Annotated in this window: 21 protein-coding genes; 14 read left to right on the forward strand and 7 right to left on the reverse strand. The window is 61.7% G+C overall.

What is annotated here, in order from left to right:
• Window positions 1–128: 128 nt before the first annotated feature.
• From PQV96_RS08775 to PQV96_RS08810, 8 genes are all read left to right on the forward strand, one after another.
• Window positions 129–350 carry a helix-turn-helix domain-containing protein gene (locus tag PQV96_RS08775; RefSeq protein WP_142080949.1) on the forward strand — a complete coding sequence of 74 codons (222 nt, stop codon included), beginning with the start codon at window positions 129–131 and terminating at the stop codon, window positions 348–350.
• Complete coding sequence (locus PQV96_RS08780) at window positions 347–2,524, forward strand: type I restriction-modification system subunit M (protein WP_207375335.1); 2,178 nt, start codon at window positions 347–349, stop codon at window positions 2,522–2,524. Before PQV96_RS08775 ends, PQV96_RS08780 begins: the two co-directional genes overlap by 4 nt.
• 23 nt (window positions 2,525–2,547) lie before the next feature.
• Window positions 2,548–3,768, forward strand: coding sequence for a restriction endonuclease subunit S (locus PQV96_RS08785; RefSeq protein WP_242638338.1), 1,221 nt, complete (start codon window positions 2,548–2,550; stop codon window positions 3,766–3,768).
• Window positions 3,765–4,916: an ImmA/IrrE family metallo-endopeptidase gene (locus tag PQV96_RS08790; protein WP_142080942.1), complete on the forward strand. Its 1,152-nt coding sequence runs from the start codon at window positions 3,765–3,767 to the stop codon at window positions 4,914–4,916. The genes PQV96_RS08785 and PQV96_RS08790 overlap by 4 nt, the downstream gene beginning before the upstream one ends.
• Entirely contained in the window at window positions 4,913–5,410 is a 498-nt protein-coding gene (locus tag PQV96_RS08795) for a DUF4411 family protein (protein WP_273625026.1), read from the forward strand. Before PQV96_RS08790 ends, PQV96_RS08795 begins: the two co-directional genes overlap by 4 nt.
• Before the next feature lie 202 nt (window positions 5,411–5,612).
• Window positions 5,613–6,206: an Abi family protein gene (locus PQV96_RS08800; protein WP_273625027.1), complete on the forward strand. Its 594-nt coding sequence runs from the start codon at window positions 5,613–5,615 to the stop codon at window positions 6,204–6,206.
• An 18-nt stretch (window positions 6,207–6,224) separates the two neighbouring features.
• Complete coding sequence (locus PQV96_RS08805) at window positions 6,225–6,524, forward strand: Abi family protein (RefSeq protein ID WP_273625028.1); 300 nt, start codon at window positions 6,225–6,227, stop codon at window positions 6,522–6,524.
• A gap of 18 nt (window positions 6,525–6,542) precedes the next feature.
• A complete protein-coding gene (locus PQV96_RS08810) occupies window positions 6,543–8,744 on the forward strand; it encodes a type I restriction endonuclease subunit R (protein WP_273625029.1) in 2,202 nt (733 codons plus the stop codon).
• A gap of 17 nt (window positions 8,745–8,761) precedes the next feature.
• On the opposite strand, the gene merR is transcribed toward PQV96_RS08810, so the two are convergent.
• A complete protein-coding gene (merR, locus tag PQV96_RS08815; protein ID WP_207375517.1) occupies window positions 8,762–9,196 on the reverse strand; it encodes an Hg(II)-responsive transcriptional regulator in 435 nt (144 codons plus the stop codon).
• Between the two features lie 71 nt (window positions 9,197–9,267).
• On the opposite strand from merR, the gene merT reads away from it, so the two are divergent.
• Genes merT through merE form a run of 6 tightly spaced genes read left to right on the forward strand, consistent with a single transcriptional unit; the run spans window position 9,268 to window position 12,414 of the window.
• Window positions 9,268–9,618 (forward strand): mercuric ion transporter MerT, encoded by a 351-nt coding sequence (gene merT, locus PQV96_RS08820; RefSeq protein ID WP_001294667.1) that lies wholly within the window; start codon window positions 9,268–9,270, stop codon window positions 9,616–9,618.
• 15 nt (window positions 9,619–9,633) lie between these two features.
• Window positions 9,634–9,909 carry a mercury resistance system periplasmic binding protein MerP gene (gene merP, locus PQV96_RS08825; protein WP_000735441.1) on the forward strand — a complete coding sequence of 92 codons (276 nt, stop codon included), beginning with the start codon at window positions 9,634–9,636 and terminating at the stop codon, window positions 9,907–9,909.
• A gap of 2 nt (window positions 9,910–9,911) precedes the next feature.
• Window positions 9,912–10,157 carry a mercury resistance system transport protein MerF gene (merF, locus tag PQV96_RS08830; protein ID WP_000654684.1) on the forward strand — a complete coding sequence of 82 codons (246 nt, stop codon included), beginning with the start codon at window positions 9,912–9,914 and terminating at the stop codon, window positions 10,155–10,157.
• Entirely contained in the window at window positions 10,154–11,800 is a 1,647-nt protein-coding gene (gene merA / locus PQV96_RS08835) for a mercury(II) reductase (RefSeq protein ID WP_000136268.1), read from the forward strand. The genes merF and merA overlap by 4 nt, the downstream gene beginning before the upstream one ends.
• A gap of 15 nt (window positions 11,801–11,815) precedes the next feature.
• Complete coding sequence (gene merD / locus PQV96_RS08840) at window positions 11,816–12,181, forward strand: mercury resistance co-regulator MerD (protein ID WP_003465059.1); 366 nt, start codon at window positions 11,816–11,818, stop codon at window positions 12,179–12,181.
• Entirely contained in the window at window positions 12,178–12,414 is a 237-nt protein-coding gene (gene merE, locus PQV96_RS08845) for a broad-spectrum mercury transporter MerE (RefSeq protein ID WP_001087809.1), read from the forward strand. The genes merD and merE overlap by 4 nt, the downstream gene beginning before the upstream one ends.
• 52 nt (window positions 12,415–12,466) lie before the next feature.
• On the opposite strand, the gene PQV96_RS08850 is transcribed toward merE, so the two are convergent.
• The 6 genes from PQV96_RS08850 to PQV96_RS08875 all read right to left on the reverse strand — a co-directional run bounded on the left by PQV96_RS08850 (window position 12,467) and on the right by PQV96_RS08875 (window position 20,584).
• On the reverse strand, window positions 12,467–13,081 hold the full coding sequence (locus PQV96_RS08850) for a recombinase family protein (RefSeq protein WP_000904941.1): 615 nt from the start codon (window positions 13,079–13,081) through the stop codon (window positions 12,467–12,469).
• A 60-nt stretch (window positions 13,082–13,141) separates the two neighbouring features.
• Window positions 13,142–14,359 carry a TniQ family protein gene (locus tag PQV96_RS08855; RefSeq protein ID WP_041109345.1) on the reverse strand — a complete coding sequence of 406 codons (1,218 nt, stop codon included), beginning with the start codon at window positions 14,357–14,359 and terminating at the stop codon, window positions 13,142–13,144.
• The gene (locus tag PQV96_RS08860) at window positions 14,356–15,264 is read right to left on the reverse strand and encodes a TniB family NTP-binding protein (RefSeq protein ID WP_273625031.1); all 909 of its coding nucleotides are present in this window, start codon (window positions 15,262–15,264) and stop codon (window positions 14,356–14,358) included. The genes PQV96_RS08855 and PQV96_RS08860 overlap by 4 nt, the downstream gene beginning before the upstream one ends.
• A gap of 2 nt (window positions 15,265–15,266) precedes the next feature.
• On the reverse strand, window positions 15,267–16,985 hold the full coding sequence (locus tag PQV96_RS08865) for a Mu transposase C-terminal domain-containing protein (protein ID WP_475557863.1): 1,719 nt from the start codon (window positions 16,983–16,985) through the stop codon (window positions 15,267–15,269).
• Window positions 16,986–17,105: 120 nt separating this feature from the next.
• Window positions 17,106–18,182, reverse strand: a complete 1,077-nt coding sequence (gene lspA / locus PQV96_RS08870) for a signal peptidase II (protein ID WP_115465921.1) — start codon at window positions 18,180–18,182, stop codon at window positions 17,106–17,108.
• Window positions 18,179–20,584: a heavy metal translocating P-type ATPase gene (locus PQV96_RS08875; protein WP_142085878.1), complete on the reverse strand. Its 2,406-nt coding sequence runs from the start codon at window positions 20,582–20,584 to the stop codon at window positions 18,179–18,181. Before PQV96_RS08875 ends, lspA begins: the two co-directional genes overlap by 4 nt.
• Window positions 20,585–20,621 lie beyond the last annotated feature (37 nt).

Raw genomic sequence — 20,621 nt, forward strand, 5'->3', positions numbered from 1 at the left:
CGGTGCCAGCCATTACCCCAATCGCCACACCGTCAATCACAGCCATTTCAAGGTGGCCGCCACCGCGGCCGTCTGGTAGACTGATGACGACTTAAAACGACTTTGATGCCTCTGTGAGCGCCAATGCCATGAACGCCGAACCGTGGGTCACTGCCATCGATGTCGCCCGGCATTTGGGCGTGGTGAAAGACACCGTCTACCGCTGGCGTGAACGCAAAGGACTGCCCGCGCACAAGATTGGGCGGCTGTGGAAATTCCAGCTCTCCGAGGTGGACGAATGGGTGCGCGCCGGGGGCGCGGATGAAGACAGCAGCGCATCCGCTGAACAGAACAATGAGAACAACGCATGAACGTGCAGCAACTCGAAAACGAACTGTGGGAAGCCGCTGACCAGCTGCGCGCCAACTCCAAACTCACCGCCGCCGAATACTCGATGCCGGTGCTGGGCCTGATCTTCCTGCGCCACGCCGACAACCGTTTCAAAGCCTACCTGCCTGACATCGAAGCCGACATCCCGCCGCAGGTGCCTGCCGCCCAGCGCGAAGCACTGATCAAACTCGGTTTTCAGGGCAAGGCGGCCATTTACTTGCCCGAGGCGGCGCGTTTTGACCGCATCGTCAGTCTGCCGCAAGGGGCCAAGGTGGGCGAAATCATCGACGCCGCCATGGACGCGGTCGAGGCCGAGTACCCGGTGTTGTCCGGTGCCTTGCCGCGTGGCTATGCCGCCTTCGAGCCTGATCTGCTGGCCGAACTGGTCAAGATTTTCGACCGCCCCGCCATCAAGGCCGCCACCGGCGATGTTTTCGGGCGCATTTACGAATACTTCCTCAACAAGTTCGCCATGAGCGGCGCGCAGGAAGGCGGCGAATTCTTCACGCCACCGTCGCTGGTGCGCATGATCGTCAACGTCATCGAACCAGACCACGGCCTCGTGCTCGACCCGGCCTGTGGTTCGGCCGGCATGTTCGTGCAGACCGGCCATTTCATCGAAGATGTCCGTCACGCCGTGGTCAACGATTCCGTCACCTTCCACGGTCAGGAAAAAAGCGACACCAACACCAAACTGGCACGCATGAACCTGGTGGTGCACGGGCTGGATGCCTCCAACATCCGCCAGGGCAACACCTTCTACGACCAGGCTGAACACCTGATCGGCCAGTGCGATTTCGTCATGGCCAACCCACCCTTCAACGTGGACGGGGTGGATACCAAAAAGGTGGAAGCCCAGGTGGATGAGGCCGGGCGCTTGCCCTTTGGCCTGCCCGGCACCAATGCCAAAACAGGTGCCATCAGCAACGCCAACAGCCTGTGGATTCAGTACTTCTACGCCTACCTGAACGAAACTGGCCGCGCCGGTTTCGTCATGGCCTCCAGTGCCTCGGACGCCGGCAACAAAGACCGCGACATCCGCGAGCAACTGGTCAAAACCGGCCACGTCGATGTGATGATGGCCATTGGCAACAAGTTCTTCTACACCCGCAGCCTGCCCTGCACCCTGTGGTTCTTCGACAAAGGCAAGCCGCAGGATCTGCAAGACCAGGTGCTGATGATCGACGCGCGCAACGTCTACCACGTGGTCTCGGCGCGCTCCCATGTATTCACCGATGAGCAACTCGCCAACCTCAACGCCATCGTTTGGCTGTACCGGGGCGAGCGCGAGAAATTCGTCGCCTTGGTGGCCCGCTACCAGCGGCAAGTGGATGACTGGCTGGCCGCCATTCCCGAACGCATCGAGGCCGACACCGCCGCCGTGCAGGCCTTGGCTGTGCCGCTGCAAGCCTTTGCCAGCCAGGCCACGCTTGCTGAATTGAACGCCGACCAAGCCGAGGACGCGCAGATTTCTCAGGCCCAGCTTGATGCTTTCAAAGCCGAGCTGGCCGCAGCCCAGGCCGACACGCACGTGGCGGACAGCATTGCCGCGCTGCTCACCGCCTGCACCCAGAGCCGCGCCGCCATTGCGCAGGCAGACTTGAGCGACCACGCCGCACAAGTGGCACTGCAAGCCACGCTCGACGCCTTAGGCCCGCAACTCAAAGCCACCGGCAAGCTGCTCGAAGCCCGCCACAAGCAATGGTTAAAGCTCTTAGACACGGCAGAAAAACAGCTGCGCGCCCGTCAGAGCAAAGCCTTCGACGGCAAAGCCGCCCGCGACGCCAAGCGTGCCCTGCTGGCTGCCGACAGCAAAAAGAACGAAGCCCCTACCGTGCGCGATGCGGTGCTCGACGCGCTCAAGCAGGCCGCCTACTTCATCCATCAAGCGCACTGGCTGCACAGCCGCTTTCCGCAAGCTTTGTTTGAGGATGTGCCCGGCTTGTGCAAGGCGGTCAGCATTGATGACATTGCCGCCAATGATTACTCGCTCACGCCGGGGCGTTATGTGGGCGTGGCCGCCGCCGCGGAGGACGATGAGGACGACTTCGCGGAAACCCTGCGCGGCATCCATGCCGAACTGGCGGAACTGAACGACAAGGCGGTGGAACTGGCAGGGCGGATTGCTGGCAACTTTGAGGAGTTGGTGGGGTGACGCGGCTAGGTGATGTGTCCGACATGCTGGTGGGCTTCGCATTCAAGAGTGCGGGCTTTCTGGACGCGGATGCAGATGGCGTGCGCATATTGCGTGGCGACAACGTACAGCAAGGGTACATACGCTGGGGCGATAAGACCAAGAAGTGGCCCGTCGCACAGTGTGATGGACTTGAGCGCTACCAGCTTGCTGAGGACGACGTGATCCTCGCCATGGACCGTCCTATCGTCGGGGATGGGCTGAAAATGGCTTGGATCAGGCCCGAAGACTTGCCTGCGCTCCTCGTTCAGCGAGTTTGCCGATTGCGCGGTAAGCCGGACATGGCGCTAACGAAGTTCATCCGCTACGTTTTGGCGGCGCCCGATTTTTCCGGTCACATTCACCGGATCACTACCGGTGCCAATATTCCTCACATCAGTGGCAAGGACATTGCGGCCTATGAGTTCGAGTTGCCTGACCTCGAGGACCAGGTGCGGATTGTCGAATGCTTGTCCGCCTACGACGACCTGATCGCCACCAACCAGCGCCGCATTGCCTTGCTCGAAGACGCCGCCCGCCGCCTCTACCGCGAGTGGTTCGTACACCTGCGCTTTCCCGGTCATGAGTCGGTGCCGGTGAAGGATGGGGTGCCGGAGGGGTGGCGCAAAACGCCTATTGCGGAACAGACGTCTTTCCTCAATCGGGGTATTGCTCCGAAGTACGATGACGCGGCGAAAGGCCGGGTCATCAACCAGAAGTGCATTCGCGATGGGCGTATCTCAATGGAGCCCGCGCGACGGCAGTCGAAGGATGTGAAGCCTGATCGCCTGGTGCAGATGGGTGACGTACTGATCAATTCGACTGGCGCCGGTACTCTTGGGCGAGTCGCGCAGGTCCGTGCGCCCATCGACGACTGCACTGTGGACACTCACGTCACGATTGCGCGGCCAATCGACGAGGGCTCCTGGACCTATTTTGGCCAGGCCTTGTTGAACTTGGAGCCTGTTTTTTCGGAAATGGGTAAAGGCGCGACCAACCAGCTGGAACTGAGCCGGTCCGACATCGGCGCCGTCGAAATTTGGCTACCGCCGCAGCATCTGCACGCCGAGTTTGAACGGCTTGTTGGGCCGATGCTGGTGCAAGCAGAGCAGTTGAGCGTTGCAAACCTGTCGTTGGAGAAGGCCCGTGACCTGCTACTCCCCAAACTGATGTCCGGTCAGCTTGATGTCTCCGGTATCGCCTTGCCTGCTGAGGTCGCAGCGTGACCACAGTCGCGGCTTCCATCCCGGTGCTGCGCTGGGCCGTGCAGCGGGCACGTCTGCACGACGAAGATTTGTCGGCGCGCTTTCGCAAGTGGCCCCTGTGGTTAACCGGCGAGGCCCAGCCCACGCTCAAGCAGTTGGAAGACTTCGCGCGGCTGACCCACACCGCCATCGGCTATTTCTTTCTGCCCGAGCCGCCCGCGCTGGCTTTGCCGGTGCCGGATTTCCGCACCCTGCGCGACGAGGAACTGCGCGAGCCGAGCAGCGCCTTGCTGGACACGCTGTATCTGTGCCAGCAGCGGCAAGATTGGTACCGCGACTATGCCCGTGTGCACGGCCTTGCCCGTCTGGCCTTTGTTGGCAGCGCGCAGGTGAACGAAGCGCCGCAGGCCGTGGCCGAGCGCATGCGTGTGGAGCTCAAGCTTTCCACCCAAGAACGACGCCAATTGCCCACCTGGACGGACGCGCTGCGGCAGTTGATCGCCAAGGCCGAAGAGGCCGGGGTGATGGTGATGGCCAGTGGCATCGTGGGCAGCAACAGCCACCGCAAGCTGGATGTGGGGGAGTTTCGCGGCTTTGCGCTGGCCGATGATCTGGCCCCGTTAGTATTCCTGAACGGTGCGGACAGCAAGGCCGCGCAGATGTTCACCCTGGCACACGAGCTGGCCCACCTGTGGCTGGGCGCGACCGGCGTATCGGACACCGAGGCAGGCCAGGTGCCCGAGCAGGGCATTGAGCGCTGGTGCAACCAGGTGGCTGCCGAACTGCTGATGCCGCTGGAGGCGCTGCGTGTGGCCTACCAACCCGGCACGCCTGTGCCGGATGAAATCCAGCGGCTGGCACGGGAATTCAAGGTCAGCACCTTGGTGGCCCTGCGGCGCTTGTTCGATGCCGGATTTCTGGATCAGGCCCGGCTGTGGCAGCACTACCGCGATGAACATGCCCGCTTGCGTGCACTGGAGCGGCACGGTACCGGCGGTGGCGACTTCTACCGCACCTTGAGCGCACGCACCAGCAAGCGTTTTGCCCGCGCGATTGTGACCAGCACACTGGAGGGGCAGACCCTGTTCCAGGATGCTTTCCGCATGCTGGGCGTGCGCAAAACCGCCACCTTCTATGAAGCGGCGCGCGAGCTGGGGGTGATGGCATGAGCTATTTGCTGGACGCCAACGTCTTCATCCAGGCAAAGAACCTGCACTACGGTCTGGATTTCTGCCCGGCGTTCTGGCAGTGGTTGATCGACGGCCACGCCGACGGGCGGGTGTTCAGCATCGACAAGGTGGCCGATGAGATCGCCGCCGGCGCGGACGAGCTGACCCAGTGGATGCACGACCACGGCAATGGCCTGTTCCGCAAAACGGATGCCGCTGTGGCCGCCCAGTTCGGCAAGGTGAGCACCTGGGTGACTGGCCAGCAGTACGAACCTGCGGCCATCAACACCTTTTTGCAGGTGGCCGATTTCTACCTGGTGGCACATGCCCTTGCAGGCGGGCATATCGTGGTGACCCACGAGGTGGCCGCGAATTCGGTCAAGCGCATCAAGAATCCCAATGTGTGCATCGGACTGGGGCTGCGCTTCATGACGCCCTACGAGATGCTGCGTGTGGAAAAAGCCAAGTTCGTTCTGGGAGGCGGACAGCCGTGATCGAAGCCCTGCATACCGCCCCGTTTGCCCCCGACCTTCTACCCACTGCCAGCCGGTTGGGTTGCCAAAACGCGCGCATTGCGCGTATACTGCGCCCTAACAAAACCCGCCAAGGCTATGCGCGCGAGCGTATCCTCAAACCGGCGGGTTACTTTTTTGTGCGCCCGAAATCAGCAACCCACTGCGGGTTGGGGAGCGCACGATGAAGCGCCCCTTCGCCAAGCCTGCCACCACCCACGCCCAACAAGTGGCGCTGCTTCAGCAGCGTGGCATGGTCATCGAGGACCCGGCCGCCGCCGAGTTCTACCTGCAGCACCTCAACTACTACCGGCTTGGGGCCTACTGGCTGCCCTTCGAAGCCGACCACGCCACGCACACTTTCAAGCCCGGCACCCACTTTGCGCAGGTGCTGGACCTCTACGTGTTCGACCGGGAGCTGCGCCTGTTGGTGCTGGACGCCATCGAGCGCGTGGAGGTGTCGGTGCGTAGCCAGTGGGCTTATCAATTGGCACACCAGCATGGCCCACATGCCCACCTGGATGTCACGCTGGCCTTCAAGCCGCATCTCTGGCAAACCAACCTCGACAAGCTGAGCGATGAAGTGGGCCGCTCTGACGAGGCTTTCATCAAGCATTTGCAGAACACCTACTCGGAAAGCCTGCCGCCGGTGTGGGCCGTGTGTGAGGTGATGTCGCTGGGATTGCTCTCGCGCTGGTACAACAATCTCAAGCCGATGCCCACGCGCCGCGCCATCGCTGCTGCCTATGGCGTGGACGAGAAGGTGCTCGAATCCTAGCTGCGGCACCTCTCACTGGTGCGCAATACCTGCGCGCATCACAGCCGTTTGTGGAACCGCGAGTTCACCATCACACCGCTGCTGCCGCGCAACAAGCCGGCCGGTTTGGCGGCGCAGTTCCATGGTGGTTCGCGCAAGCTTTACAACGCACTGGTCATCCTGCTGCATTGCATGGATGTGATCGCGCCACAGCATCATTGGCGTAGTCGTCTGAAAGGTCTGATCGCCCGGCACGGTGTGTCCGTAGCGGCCATGGACTTTCCCGCCAACTGGCAAAACCTGCCCATCTGGCAGGACCCAAAGCCAGGCACGCCATAACAAGAAACAGGGGGGCCGATGGCCAAGAAGGATTATTCCGAAGACCTGTTGATTCAGGCACCCACGGCGGAACTGCTGGAACAACAGCTCGGCTGGGAGAGCGTGTTTGCGCAGGATGAAGGTGCCAAAGGTGGATGGGGGCCAGATAGTCTGCTGGGCCGTGCATCGGATGCGGAAGTTGTGCTCACCCGGGATGTACTGGCAGCACTCAAGCGCTTGAACCCGGGCTTGCCCGATGCGGCCTATCAGGATGCCTTGGCGCTGGTGGTTCAGGATGACATCACCAAATCGTTGATCGCGCAAAACGAGGAAAAGTACAAGCTGTTGCGCGATGGCGTGCCGGTGAAATACCGCGACGCTGCGGGTCGGCTGGTCGACAAACGCTTGCGCTTGATCGATTTTGATGAGCCCAAGAACAATCGCTACCTGGCGGTGCGTGAGTTGTGGGTACGTGGCAAATTGTGGCTGCGTCGCCCGGATGTGATCGGCTTCGTCAACGGCTTGCCCCTTGTGTTCATCGAGCTCAAGCGGTTCGAGGTGCACATCGACAGCGCGTACAAGAAAAACTACGCCGATTACCTGGACACCATCCCGCATCTGTTTCACTGGAACGCGCTGGTCATCATTTCCAACGGCCACGACGCGCAGTACGGCTCGTTGACCTCCAGCAAGGAGCATTTCTATTGCTGGAAGCGACTCGACGAGGACGATCCGGAACCCGGCAAGGACCAGCCCCTGCTGCCGTTTCTCTTGCAGGGCATGCTGCAGCAGCAACGCCTGCTGGATATCGTTGAGAACTTCATCCTGTTTGATGCCTCTGAGGGCAGCACGCACAAGATCGTGGCACGCAACCACCAGTACCTCGGGGTGAATCGCGTGATCGACCGGCTGACCTCCACCGACCCCAAGATTCAGGCAGAGGTCGCCGCCGGGCAGTTGAGCGTGTTCTGGCATACCCAGGGTTCGGGCAAGTCGTATTCGATGGTGTTTTTGACCGAAAAAATCCATCGCAAACTGTCGGCATCGTGGTCGTTCGTGGTCATCACCGACCGTACCGAGCTGGATGATCAGATTGCATCGACCTACACCAACTGCGGGCGTGCCAATAGCAAAACCGATCAAGCCAAGAATGGTGCTGCGTTGAGGTCGATGTTGCGCGACCAGAACCGCCGCTATGTGTTCGGCCTGATCCAAAAATATCGGGAGCGCGTCACGGAGGCTTATTCCGACCGTGATGACATTATCGTCATCAGCGACGAGGCACACCGGACGCAGTATGGACGGCTGGCGCTGAATATGCGCAAAGGACTGCCAAACGCCAAGTTCCTGGGCTTCACGGGCACCCCGTTGATCGACGCCGGCGAGAAGCAACTGACCCGGGAGGTATTCGGTGACTATGTCTCGATCTACGATTTCCAGCGTGCGGTGGCCGATGGTGCGACGCTGCCCTTGTTCTATGAGAACGCTGGCGAAAAGCTGAAGATCATCGATCCCAAGGTGAGTGAACGCATCGCGCAGCACATCGAAGCGGCAAAGCAGGCGGCCACGCTGGATGATCCGTGGACTGACGAAAAAGAGGAAAAGCTCTACCGGGAATTGGCACGTGATTACCCCATCCTGACATCACCCACGCGACTGGACAAGGTGGCGCAAGACTTTGTTGACCACTTTCACCAGCGCTGGCGCGTGGTCGAAAACGGGGGTGGCAAGGCCTTGATGGTGTGCCTGGACAAGATCACCTGCGTGAAGATGCACGATCTGATCGTGGCCAAGTGGCAGGAGAAAGCCGCCCAGTTGGAAACGGCGGTGGCGGCCGAAGAAGCCTTGTTCGCAGCAAAGGGCAAAGCACCTACCGGACTCCTCAAGCAGCGACGGGAGCACGTGGAGTGGATGAAAGCCACCGAGTGCTGTGTGGTGGTCTCACAGGAGCAAGGCGAGATCGCGGAGTTTGCCAAGTGGAAGAATTTCCGTGATGAGCCGCTGGATATCACGCCGCACCGCGAAAAGATGGTCAAACGCGACCTGGAAAAGGAGTTCAAGAAGGCAGACAACCCGTTCCGCATCGCGATTGTTTGCGCGATGTGGTTGACCGGCTTCGACGTCAAATGCCTGGCCACTCTGTCACTTTCAGAAGGCGACAGCACGAAATATCAAAAGTCGACCGCACGGTCTTTTCTGACGTTGGAGTCGCCTCAGAAAACGGAAAATAAAGCACGCTAAGGCGTAGTTCCCTCGGGCTACACCGCGTCCGCACTGCGCGGTTCTTTCTTCCCTTGCAGTGACGCAATCAGCGGGCAGGAAACGTTCCCCTTCCGCGCATGGCAGGCGCACACCAAATCAGACAGCACGGCCTCCATGCGCGCCAGGTCAGCCATCCTCTCGCGCACGTCCTTGAGCTTGTGCTCGGCCAGGCTGCTGGCTTCCTCGCAATGGGTGCCATCCTCCAGCCGCAGCAGCTCGGCGATCTCATCCAGGCTGAAGCCCAACCGCTGGGCTGATTTCACGAAGCGCACCCGCGTTACATCCGTCTCGCCATAGCGGCGAATGCTGCCGTAAGGCTTGTCCGGTTCCGGGAGCAAGCCCTTGCGCTGATAGAACCGGATGGTCTCCACATTGACCGCGGCCGTCCTGGCGAAAACGCCAATGGTCAGGTTCTCCAAATTGTTTTCCATATCGCTTGACTCCGTACATAACTACGGAAGTAAGCTTAAGCTATCCAATTCAGATTCGAAAGGACAAACGTATGTCTGAACCTCAAAACGGGCGCGGCGCGCTCTTCACTGGCGGGCTGGCCGCCATCCTCGCCTCGGCTTGCTGCCTCGGGCCGCTGGTTCTGATCGCCTTGGGGTTCAGCGGCGCTTGGATCGGCAACTTGACGGTGTTGGAACCCTATCGCCCCATCTTTATCGGCGTGGCGCTGGTGGCGTTGTTCTTCGCCTGGCGGCGCATCTACCGGCCGTCAGCCGCCTGCAAACCGGGTGAGGTTTGCGCGATTCCCCAAGTGCGAGCTACTTACAAGCTCATTTTCTGGGGCGTGGCCGTGCTGGTTTTGGTCGCGCTCGGATTTCCCTACGTCGTGCCATTTTTCTATTGATCACAGGAGTTCACCATGAAAAAGCTGCTTTCCGCCCTTGCCCTCGCTGCCGTTGTTGCCCCCGTGTGGGCCGCCACCCAGACCGTTACGCTGTCCGTACCGGGCATGACCTGCTCGGCCTGTCCGATCACTGTCAAGAAGGCGATTTCCAAGGTCGATGGCGTCAGTAAAGTTGACGTGACCTTCGAGACGCGCGAAGCGGTGGTCACCTTCGATGATGCCAAGACCAGCGTGCAGAAACTGACCAAGGCTACCGAGGATGCGGGCTACCCATCATCAGTCAAGAACTGATCATGAAAGACCCGAAGACACTGCTGCGGGTCAGCATCATTGGCACAACCCTCGTGGCGCTGTGTTGCTTCACCCCTGTTCTGGTCATTTTGCTCGGTGTGGTCGGCTTGTCCGCGCTGACCGGCTATCTGGACTATGTGCTGCTGCCTGCGCTGGCGATTTTCATCGGCTTGACCATCTACGCCATCCAACGAAAACGCCAAGCCGATGCCTGCTGCACCCCGAAATTCAATGGAGTAAAAAAATGACCGAAATCACCGTGAATGGCATGACCTGCACATCCTGCGCCACCCATGTCAAAGATGCTTTGGAAAAGATTCCCGGCGTGAATGCCGCTGTGGTGTCCTATCCAGAAAGCCGCGCGCAAGTCATGGCAGACACCGCCGTGAGCCACAACCAACTGCTGGCCGCCATCGCCGCATTGGGTTATCAAGGCTCGATCCGGGTTGGTGATTTCAAAGATGAACCAAAAATCCGTGATGCACTTGAGGGCGCCGGTTTGCATATCGCCATCATTGGCAGCGGCGGGGCCGCGATGGCGGCGGCGCTGAAGGCCGTCGAGCAAGGCGCGACGGTCACGCTGATCGAACGCGGCACCATCGGCGGCACCTGCGTCAATATCGGCTGTGTGCCGTCCAAGATCATGATCCGCGCTGCCCATATTGCCCATCTGCGCCGGGAAAGTCCGTTCGACGGCGGTATTGCGGCAACTGTGCCTGCGATTGACCGCAGCAAACTGCTGGCCCAGCAGCAGGCCCGTGTCGATGAACTGCGGCACGCCAAATACGAAGGCATCCTGGACGGCAATCCAGCCATCACCGTTTTGCACGGTGAAGCGCGTTTCAAGGACGACCAGAGCCTGGTCGTCCGTTTGAACGAGGGTGGCGAGCGCGAGGTAACGTTCGACCGCTGCCTGGTCGCCACCGGTGCCAGTCCGGCCGTGCCGCCGATTCCGGGCCTGAAAGAGTCACCCTACTGGACTTCCACCGAAGCGCTTGTCAGCGACACCATTCCCGCACGCCTGGCCGTGATCGGTTCGTCGGTGGTGGCGTTGGAACTGGCGCAAGCCTTTGCCCGGCTCGGCAGCCAGGTCACGATCCTGGCACGCAGCACCTTGTTCTTCCGGGAAGACCCGGCCATCGGCGAGGCCGTGACAGCCGCTTTCCGCGCCGAGGGCATCGAGGTGCTGGAGCACACGCAAGCCAGCCAGGTCGCCCATGTGAACGGCGAATTCGTGCTGACCACCGGACACGGTGAATTGCGCGCTGACAAGTTGCTGGTTGCCACCGGTCGGGCACCGAATACGCGCAGCCTCGCGCTGGACGCGGCGGGGGTCACTGTCAATGCGCAAGGGGCCATCGTTATCGACCAAGGCATGCGCACGAGCAACCCGAACATCTACGCGGCCGGCGACTGCACCGACCAGCCGCAGTTCGTCTACGTGGCAGCGGCCGCCGGCACCCGTGCCGCGATCAACATGACCGGCGGCGACGCAGCCCTCAATCTGACCGCGATGCCGGCAGTGGTGTTCACCGACCCGCAAGTCGCCACCGTGGGCTACAGCGAGGCGGAAGCGCACCACGATGGCATCGAGACCGACAGTCGCACGCTGACACTCGACAACGTTCCGCGAGCGCTTGCCAACTTCGACACACGCGGCTTCATCAAGCTGGTCATCGAGGAAGGTAGCGGACGGCTCATCGGCGTGCAGGCGGTGGCCCCGGAAGCGGGCGAACTGATCCAGACGGCGGTGCTCGCCATCCGCAACCGCATGACGGTGCAGGAACTGGCCGACCAGTTGTTCCCCTACCTGACAATGGTCGAGGGGTTGAAGCTTGCGGCGCAGACCTTCAACAAGGACGTGAAGCAGCTTTCCTGCTGCGCTGGATAAAAAAGGAGGTTTTCAATGAGCGCCTACACCGTGTCCCGGCTGGCCCTTGATGCCGGGGTGAGCGTGCATATCGTGCGCGACTACCTGCTGCGCGGATTGCTGCGTCCGGTGGCGTGCACCCCGGGCGGCTATGGCCTGTTCGATGATGCCGCCTTGCAACGGCTGTGCTTCGTGCGGGCGGCCTTCGAGGCGGGCATCGGCCTGGACGCGCTGGCGCGGCTGTGCCGGGCGCTGGATGCTGCGGACGGCGATGAAGCGGCCGCGCAGCTTGCCGTTCTGCGCCAGTTCGTCGAGCGTCGGCGCGAAGCGTTGGCCGATCTGGAGGTGCAGTTGGCCACCATGCCGACCGAGCCGGCACAGCACGCGGAGAGTCTGCCATGAACAGCCCCGAGCGCTTGCCGTCCGAGACGCACAAACCGATCACCGGCTACCTGTGGGGCGCGCTGGCCGTGCTCACCTGTCCCTGCCATTTGCCGATTCTCGCCATTGTGCTGGCCGGCACGACGGCCGGCGCGTTCATCGGAGAGTACTGGGGTATCGCAGCCCTCACGCTGACCGGTTTGTTCGTCCTGTCTGTGACACGACTGCTGCGGGCCTTCAAAGATCGATCATGAGCGCTTCCCATTGAGACAAACCACGCTGTCGCTACGTTGCCTCATGCCGGCATCAAATTCGGCTGAGTAGCTTCTCGCCATCTGGACGTAGCTCACCCTTGGGTGAAACATGCCGATACAGGGTCTGCCGCGTGACGCCAAGTTCCTGGCACAGGTCGCCGACCTTGGTCTCTGGCTGACCCATTGCCGCCATCGCCAGCCGCAGCTTGGCGGCGGTCATCTTGAACGGCCGGCCGCCTTTCCGCCCGCGCGCGCGGGCCGAGGCTAGGCCGGCAATCGTGCGCTCCGCGATCAACTCGCGCTCGAACTCGGCCAGGGCGGCGAAGATGCCAAAGACCAGCTTGCCGGCGGCGGTCGTGGTGTCGATGGCCGCGCCGTGCCCGGTTAATACCTTCAAGCCGATGCCGCGCCCAGTCAGGTCGTGCACGGTGTTGATGAGATGTCGCAGGTCGCGTCCGAGCCGATCCAGTTTCCACACGACCAGTGTGTCGCCAGTTCGCAACGCCTTCAGGCAGCTCGTCAAGCCGGGCCGATCCTCGCGCATGCCGGATGCCTGGTCCTCGTAAAGATGTACTGGATCGACCCCGGCGGCAATCAGCGCGTCGCGCTGCAAATCGGTAGCCTGGGAGCCGTCCGCCTTCGATACCCGCATGTAGCCTATCAGCATGTCGTACCTGTCACATATACGTTCGATTATGTGACAGTGTGCGCCGGAAAGCTCAGGCCGTCAAAAGTTGTCACTTAACCCGTCATTCTGTCTAAGACATGCAAAGGGTCCATCAGGCTCGTAATGTGACAGAAATTCCGGCGGGATGCCTTCCTTCACGAAGGTGGCTCGCAACCGTTCCAGGGAAGCTGGGTCGCGCCGACCATAGGAAGCCAACGCGAACAGCGAGCGTGCCGTCTCGGGGTTGTGCCGCGCTTCAATGATGGCTTCATCGATGGCCTGGACTGCACGTTGCCAGTGATTGACGGGTTCGGGCTTCGGCGCTTTCGCCGGCAGGCCACTGGTGAACTCGGTTTGGGGCTCGGACCAGAATAGCTTTGCATGCTCGCCAGGCGGGCTTATATCCCTCACCTCGATCAAGCTGATTGCCGTTGCCGCAGCCTCCAGCATCTGCAACCCTACTGCTAGGTTCAGGGTTTCATACGGTCGCCACAGACTTTGCCCAGCACGCAGCGGATACCCACAGCGTTCCCAGATCAGGCGGAGATACCCCGCGTAGGTTCCGCACGCCGAAAGCGGGGTGTTCAGCTCATCAAGCAGCGTGCGTAGCAGCCGAAACCACAATCCGGCGTGGATGCGTCGGCGCGGCAGCTCAACATGGCCGGTCGTCAGTGCCTGCCAGGTACGCCGGTCCATCGTCGCAATCGCGTCGCTGGCCGTGCGTGGGTCGGCGTCGGCGTTTTCCCAGCCGAGAAACCGCCCAGGCACGCCCCAATACGATTCCAGCCAGCACCCATGCAGCGGGCAGCTCAGCATCAGGGGCAGCTTCCACGCAAGCAATACGGCTTGGTTTGCCGGATTGTTCAGGCAGAGTGGACAGGCGCGATGTAATGGCTGGCTGGGCAGCCAGGCGCGCCAGCTCGTGATAGATCGCGTCCTACGGCGGAGTTTCGGCAGCAACACCGAGAGCTGGAACGTATAGGTTTCTAAAGCGTCAGGAATCTGATCATCAAGGCTGTCCAGTAACCAAGGCACCCAGCCGGCGAAACTCATGCAACGCAGCCGATCCAGCTCGATGCCGCTCCGCCGGGAGAGCATTGTCAGCAGCGACTGTGGTGGCGCGGTATCCATGTCATCAGCCTGGCCGTGACCAAGATCGTGCTCCAGCAGCTCGGACACTTCCATGTGATAGCAAAGGGCCACGCGGTTGAGCCACGAAGACAAGGCTTCGCCTTCTCTGGGAGCCGGATGCAGCGGCCAGCGCGGCGCTGGCTTCACATCAGTTCCCGCTCGAACTGTCGTCGCCGCTCGCTTGGGCCGGTGTAGTCGGCCATGCTGAGCGTGCGGTGGTTGATTGCTTCCTCACCGCTTTCCACGGCAGCGACAGCCGCCGCCATCAACAGGTGCGCCAGTTCGCCGATGGTGCCCTCGCAGCGTGTGAGCAGGTAGCGAGCCATGTCTAGCGTGGCAATCGACGAGGGGCGGCGCAGCGGGAGCGAAGCCGTGAAGCTGGCCAGCAGCGAGCAGCAATCATCGTTGGCCTCCCACACCGGCAGCATCATCGGCTCGAACCGATTTTCCAACTGGTCATCGGAGCGGATGGCCAGGTAGGCGTCGCGCGTGCCGACCCCGACCAGTGGGATGCGCAGTTCATTGCCGAGGAAGCGCAGGAGATTGAGGAATTCCCGGCGGTTGACGCTGTTACCGGCCAGGACGTTGTGCAACTCGTCGATCACCAGCATGCGCACGCCGACCTTGCGCAGCAGTGCCAGCGCCAGTTGTTCCATTTCTGGCAGTCGGGGGCGCGGGCGCAGTGGCGCGCCCATTGCGGCGAGCAGCGCAACATAGAAACGGATCACCGACGGCTCAGACGGCATCTGAACGACCAGTACCGGGATGTGCTCCTGGTCGGCGTCGGCGCTGGCTGGATGCGTGCGCCGGAACTTCTCGATGATCATCGACTTGCCGTTGTTGGTTGGGCCAATCAGCAGCAGGTTTGGCATGCGCTGCTTGTTCGGCCACGCATACAGGGTTTCCAGCCGGTTTAACGCTTCGACCGCGCGCGGATAGCCGATCCAGCGGTCGGCGCGAAGACGCTGGATGCGCTCGCCCGCCGGCAGCCGGGCCAATCCCTGCGCCGCCGGCAACAGGTGTAACAAGTCGATGATGGGATATTCGTCCACGGCTACCACTCCTCGATCTGGTCGAACGGCTTGGCTGGTGGCTGCTTGTCTGCCTGCTGCCCATCCATGTCAGCGCCCGGTGGTGGCGTGGTTTTGACAGGCGGTGCCGTTGCCTTGAGATGCTGGCGTCGATCCGCGTCGCGCCGCGCCTTGCGCGTAGCCTTCTGCGCGGTGGTAACGATTTCGCGCATCTGGCCGATCATGCGGAACAACGCCGACTCATCCACCTGTTCGCGCCCTTGCTGCCGCAATTTCGCCAGCGCCTGTCGTTGTTCCCAGAGGGTGACAGCCGGGTGCGACAAGGTACGGTAGGGGATTTCCAGGTAGTGCTGCCCTTCCGGTTCCAACACCCAGATACGGCTGATGTCGCGCGGGTCGCGCCGGATCAGGAACGCAGGCAGGCGGTCGCGCCGAGCTATCCACGGCTTGAGCGCATCGGCGTAGTAGTGGATGTGGTCGATGACGAAGCCGGTGCGGGTCAGCGTACGACGGAGGATGGGCAGGAAATCAACCAGGAACGCCGTGGCGCGGGTGACGACGGCCGGCACGCCGACACGCGCCACGGCCTCGGCCCACCGCGCCGCCGGTGGTTGAAGCAGGCCGTTGTGCACCGAACCGTGGTAGGTGCCTACCGCCAATGTGAGCCAGCGCTCCAGCTCGCGCAGCGTCAGGGCAGCCTTGTTTTCGGAATCGTAGTCGCCGCGCTGGTCCGGGTTGGAGAAGGTTGTTCCCGGTAGATCGTCGTGGATCATCTGCATCGCCGTGCCGATGATCCGTTCCACAATGCCGCCATAGTGCGGCTGTCCCAGCGGACGATAGTCCAGCCGGATGCCATGCTGCTCGCAACCCCGGCGCAGGGCCTCGCTCTTGAACTCGGCCGCGTTGTCTAGGTAGAGCAGCAAGGGCTTGCCGCTCATCGGCCAATCCATTTCCACGTTCAGCCCTTCCAGCCAAGGGCGCTTGTCGCAGGCGATATGCACAAGGCACAGGCCGACCGAGACGGCGGATGGCGCTTCCAACGTGACCACCATTCCAACCACGCAGCGGGTAAACACGTCGATGGCGAGGGTCAGGTACGGACGGCCAATCGGTTGCCGGTCGCGCTCGTCCACCACGATCAGGTCGATGACTGTGTGGTCGATCTGCACCTGCTCCAGCGGCGCGGAGACGGGTGGCGGAACACCACCAACACCTTGCAGGTCGCGGGCGGCATCTTGTCCTTCCCGGCGGTGAGTGACCTCGCGCGGATCGAGGCCGGCGATCCGCAGTGCCACCGTGTTGCGCGCCGGCACCCGCAGCTTTTGCAGCTTGCACGCCCGCACAACTTCGCGGTGGAACGCCGCCAAGCTACGCTTCTGCTTGGTCAGGAAGCGCTTTTGCAGTAACTCGCGGATGATTCGTTCGACCGACTCCGGCAAGCGGCCTTTACCTTTGCCACCGCTCGACTGCCCAAGAGCCAAGTCAGTGACCAGCCCCGAACCTAGCCGGGCACGGCGGATCAGGACGTAGACCTGCCGCCGGGACAGCCCCAATGCCTGGGCTGCCGCGTCGGCCGCTTCATGCCCAACCGTCTCCGACTGCGCCAACGGGCCGATGATCTCCGCACGACGGCGCGCACGCTCCCAAGCCTCATCAGGCAGAGTGGCCACGCCTTGCTCGGGAATCCGTGGGGTGTCGGTCGCCATGCTCACCTCGCTTTGGTGCACACGAGTATTGAGCATAGACGAGTTTTGTGCAGAGGAATCCTGATATCGGGTTATCAGGAGCCGTATGCACAACAGGCTTCAAACCGCGCTGAATGGTGCAGTCGTCTTCTGAAAATGACAAGGTTAGGGTATAGCTTAACCGGACACCTCGGCCTCTGTGCCTTTACTGCTTTTCGGTACAACCGTCAAGAACAGGCAGAGCGCTCCGATAGTTATCGCCACATCAGCGAGGTTGAAGGCGGGCCAGTGCGCAAGTCGCCAATGGAAGTCAAGGAAATCAACAACCTGTCCACGCAGCACACGATCCGCGACATTGCCCAGCGCACCGCCGAGGATCAGGCTGTATCCCATCGCTTCGAGACGGGGCAATTGCTGGCACAGCATGCGTCCCAGCCAAGCAGAAACGACCAGGCCCAGCGTGATGAAAAAGTAACGTTGCCAGCCGCCAGCGTTCGCCAGAAAGCTGAATGCCGCGCCGGGATTCAGGACATGGACGAAGTTGAAGAAGGGCGTGACTTCGACCTGTTCACCGTAGGCAAACGTGCGGGTGATGGCGAACTTTGCGAGCTGATCGGTCATGACAGCACTGGCGGCCACTGCGAACCAGACCCAAGTCGATGTGCGGCGAGCCGATTGCCACACAGGGACGGCCAGCGGCATCAGCCACCCGGCGAGCGCCGTGCAACTCAATCCAAGTACCCACCCCGCCAGCACATCGGCAGGAAAGTGCATTCCGGCTGCGATGCGTGACCAACCGACCAATGCGGCGTACAACACCAAGCCGATGCGGCCACGACGGCCTATCAAAGGCCAGAGCGCGCCGACCACCAGCGCGGCATAGGTGGCATGCCCGCTGGGCAGGCTGTAGTGAAGCTCGATGTCCCCGATGACGCGCACCATGTCGCCAAGGACGGCAGGCGGGCGTGGAAAGTCGAGCCATAGCTTCAAGATGGTGGCGGCCAGTAACGCCAGCAAGAAGGCCGCGCTAAAACCAATAAGGCGATGCCGAACGGCCCTGCCATGCGTCGGGTTGGTGGCCGACTTCGACCACCACCACAGACCCAGCAGCATCAGCGGCGCTGTCCAGTAACTTCCCACGAGGCTGAAGAACCACGCCAGCGGCCCCAGCGCGGCAGGCGTACCCGTGTTGATGGCTTGAAACATCGCGATGTTCAGACCACCCCAGTCATAGAGAAAGAATTTCCAGCTCATCGGCGCAACAGCCTCAAGCCATTGCCAACGACGAGCAAGCTGGCCCCCATATCAGCAAACACCGCCATCCACATGGTCGCGTGACCCGTGAAGGTGAGCACCAGAAAGACTGCCTTGATGCCAAGGGCCAGCACAATGTTTTGCATCAGCACCTGCGCCGTCGCACGCGACAGGCGCACGAAGGTCGGAATTTTGCGCAGGTCATCGTCCATCAGCGCCACATCAGCCGTTTCGATGGCGGTGTCGGTGCCAGCGGCTCCCATGGCAAAGCCGATATCCGCACGCGCCAAGGCCGGTGCATCGTTGATGCCATCACCGACCATGCCAACCTTGCCGCTTCGGGCCAGTTGCTCCACTTCGCGCAATTTGTCATCTGGGAGTAGGTTGCCTTGCGCACGGTCGATTCCGGCTTGTGCGGCAATGGCCTGTGCCGTATGGGGGTTGTCGCCGGTCAGCATCATGGTGTTGATGCCCAGTGCGTGCAGCTCGGCGATGGCGGTCCTGCTGCTGTCCTTGATGGTGTCCGCTACGGCGAATAAGGCATGTACCCCTTTTGCGCCTACCAACATCACGACGGTCTTGCCAGCGGTTTCCAGCGCAGCGATGCGCTGCTCCAGCTCTGGTGTGCACTGCCCCAGCTCTTCGAGCATCCGGTGGTTGCCCAGATGGTAGGTCTCCCCGTCGATTTGGCCTTGCACACCCCGACCGGGCAGCGCGTTGAATTCGGCCACGTCGAGCAAGGCAACCCCGTCCGTCTGCGCGGCCTGTGCCACCGCCTTGGATACAGGATGGTCCGAGCGGGCCGCCAGACTGGCAGCGATGCTGCGGCTGTCCGAGGCGAGTGCATTGCCCCATGTGACAAAATCGGTCTGTGCGGGCTTGCCGTGCGTGATCGTGCCGGTCTTGTCCAGAGCCAGCCAGCGCAGCTTGCGGCCTTCTTCCAGATAGACGCCGCCCTTGATGAGAATGCCGTGGCGGGCGGCAGCGGCCAGGCCGCTGACGATGCTGACCGGCGTAGAGATCACCAGTGCGCACGGGCAGGCGACCACCAGCAGAACCAATGCACGGTAAATCCAGTCGAGCCATGCCGCACCCATGAACAGCGGTGGCAACAACGCGACGGCGATGGCAACACCGAAAACAATGGGCGTGTACCAACGGGCGAACTGATCGACAAAACGCTGGGTCGGTGCACGGCTACCTTGCGCAGCCTCTACCGCGTGAATGATGCGGGCCAAAGTGGAGTTGTTGGCCAAGGCGGTGACGCGGTACTCGAAGGAACCAGATTCGTTGATCGTGCCCGCAAACACCGGATCGCCGGGGGACTTCTCGACCGGGAGGCTTTCGCCCGTGATCGGGGCTTGGTTGACCGTGGAGCGTCCGTCTAGCACCTCGCCATCGAGCGCGATGCGCTCACCCGGTTTGACCCGGACTCGGCTGCCAATGGCGATTTGCTTGGCACTTACCTCTCGCCAAGTGCCGTCAGGCTGCTGCACCGTGGCCTGCTCCGGGGTCAGGTCGAGCAGCCCACGGATGGCGTTACGGGCGCGATCCAATGACTTGGCCTCGATCACCTCGGCCAGCGCGAAGAGCACCATTACCATCGCAGCTTCGGGCCAGTGGCCGATGAACATAGCACCCGTGACGGCAATCGACATCAGGGCGTTCATGTTGAGGTTACGGTTCTTGAGCGCGATCCAGCCCTTCTTGTAGGTGGACAGCCCCCCCGTCAAGACCGCGACAAGCGCCAGAATGACGACTGACCAATGATTGCCGTCGTGGAACCAGTAGACCGCCTCGGCCGCCGATGCAGTGACCAAGGAGATGCCCAGCGGCCACCAGTTGGTTGGCGCGGTCACAGGGGAAGCGGCTGGCGATACGACCTCTGCGGTGTCCATCACACTGGCCTCGAACCCAAGTTCTTGCAGTGCCACGAGCACGTCTGGCAGAACCCGGTTCGCGTGGCGTACCGACAGCGTGCGCTGCATCAGGTTGAAATCGAGATCGGCAACGCCGGGCATGGTACCCAGCTTGTTGCGGATCAACGCCTCTTCGGTCGGGCAATCCATCTTGGCAATGGACAGCTTGGTCGTCTGCCCGGCCGACGCCTCATCCATGCGCACAGCTTGCATGCCGATGGCCTTCAGTGCCTGCTCAACGGGAGACAGCGAAGGCAATTCGTGCCGCACGGCCAAGGTACGCTGCATCAGGTTGAACTCAAGACCAACCACACCCGCCAGCCCAGCCAGCTTGCCTCGGATCAGCGCCTCTTCCGTGGGGCAATCCATGTTCTCGATGCGGTACACCGCTTGAGCCGATCCGGTTGCCAGCGGGGCTTGTGCCGTGGGTTGGATGATTGGCCCAGTCGAGCAGCCACACCCCTTTGAAGCGCATTCGCTCATGGATAACTCCTTCAAATCGTCTATTCAGCCTCCATTA

Source organism: Acidovorax temperans (assembly GCF_028596105.1).
Taxonomy (GTDB): Bacteria; Pseudomonadota; Gammaproteobacteria; order Burkholderiales; family Burkholderiaceae_C; genus Acidovorax; species Acidovorax temperans.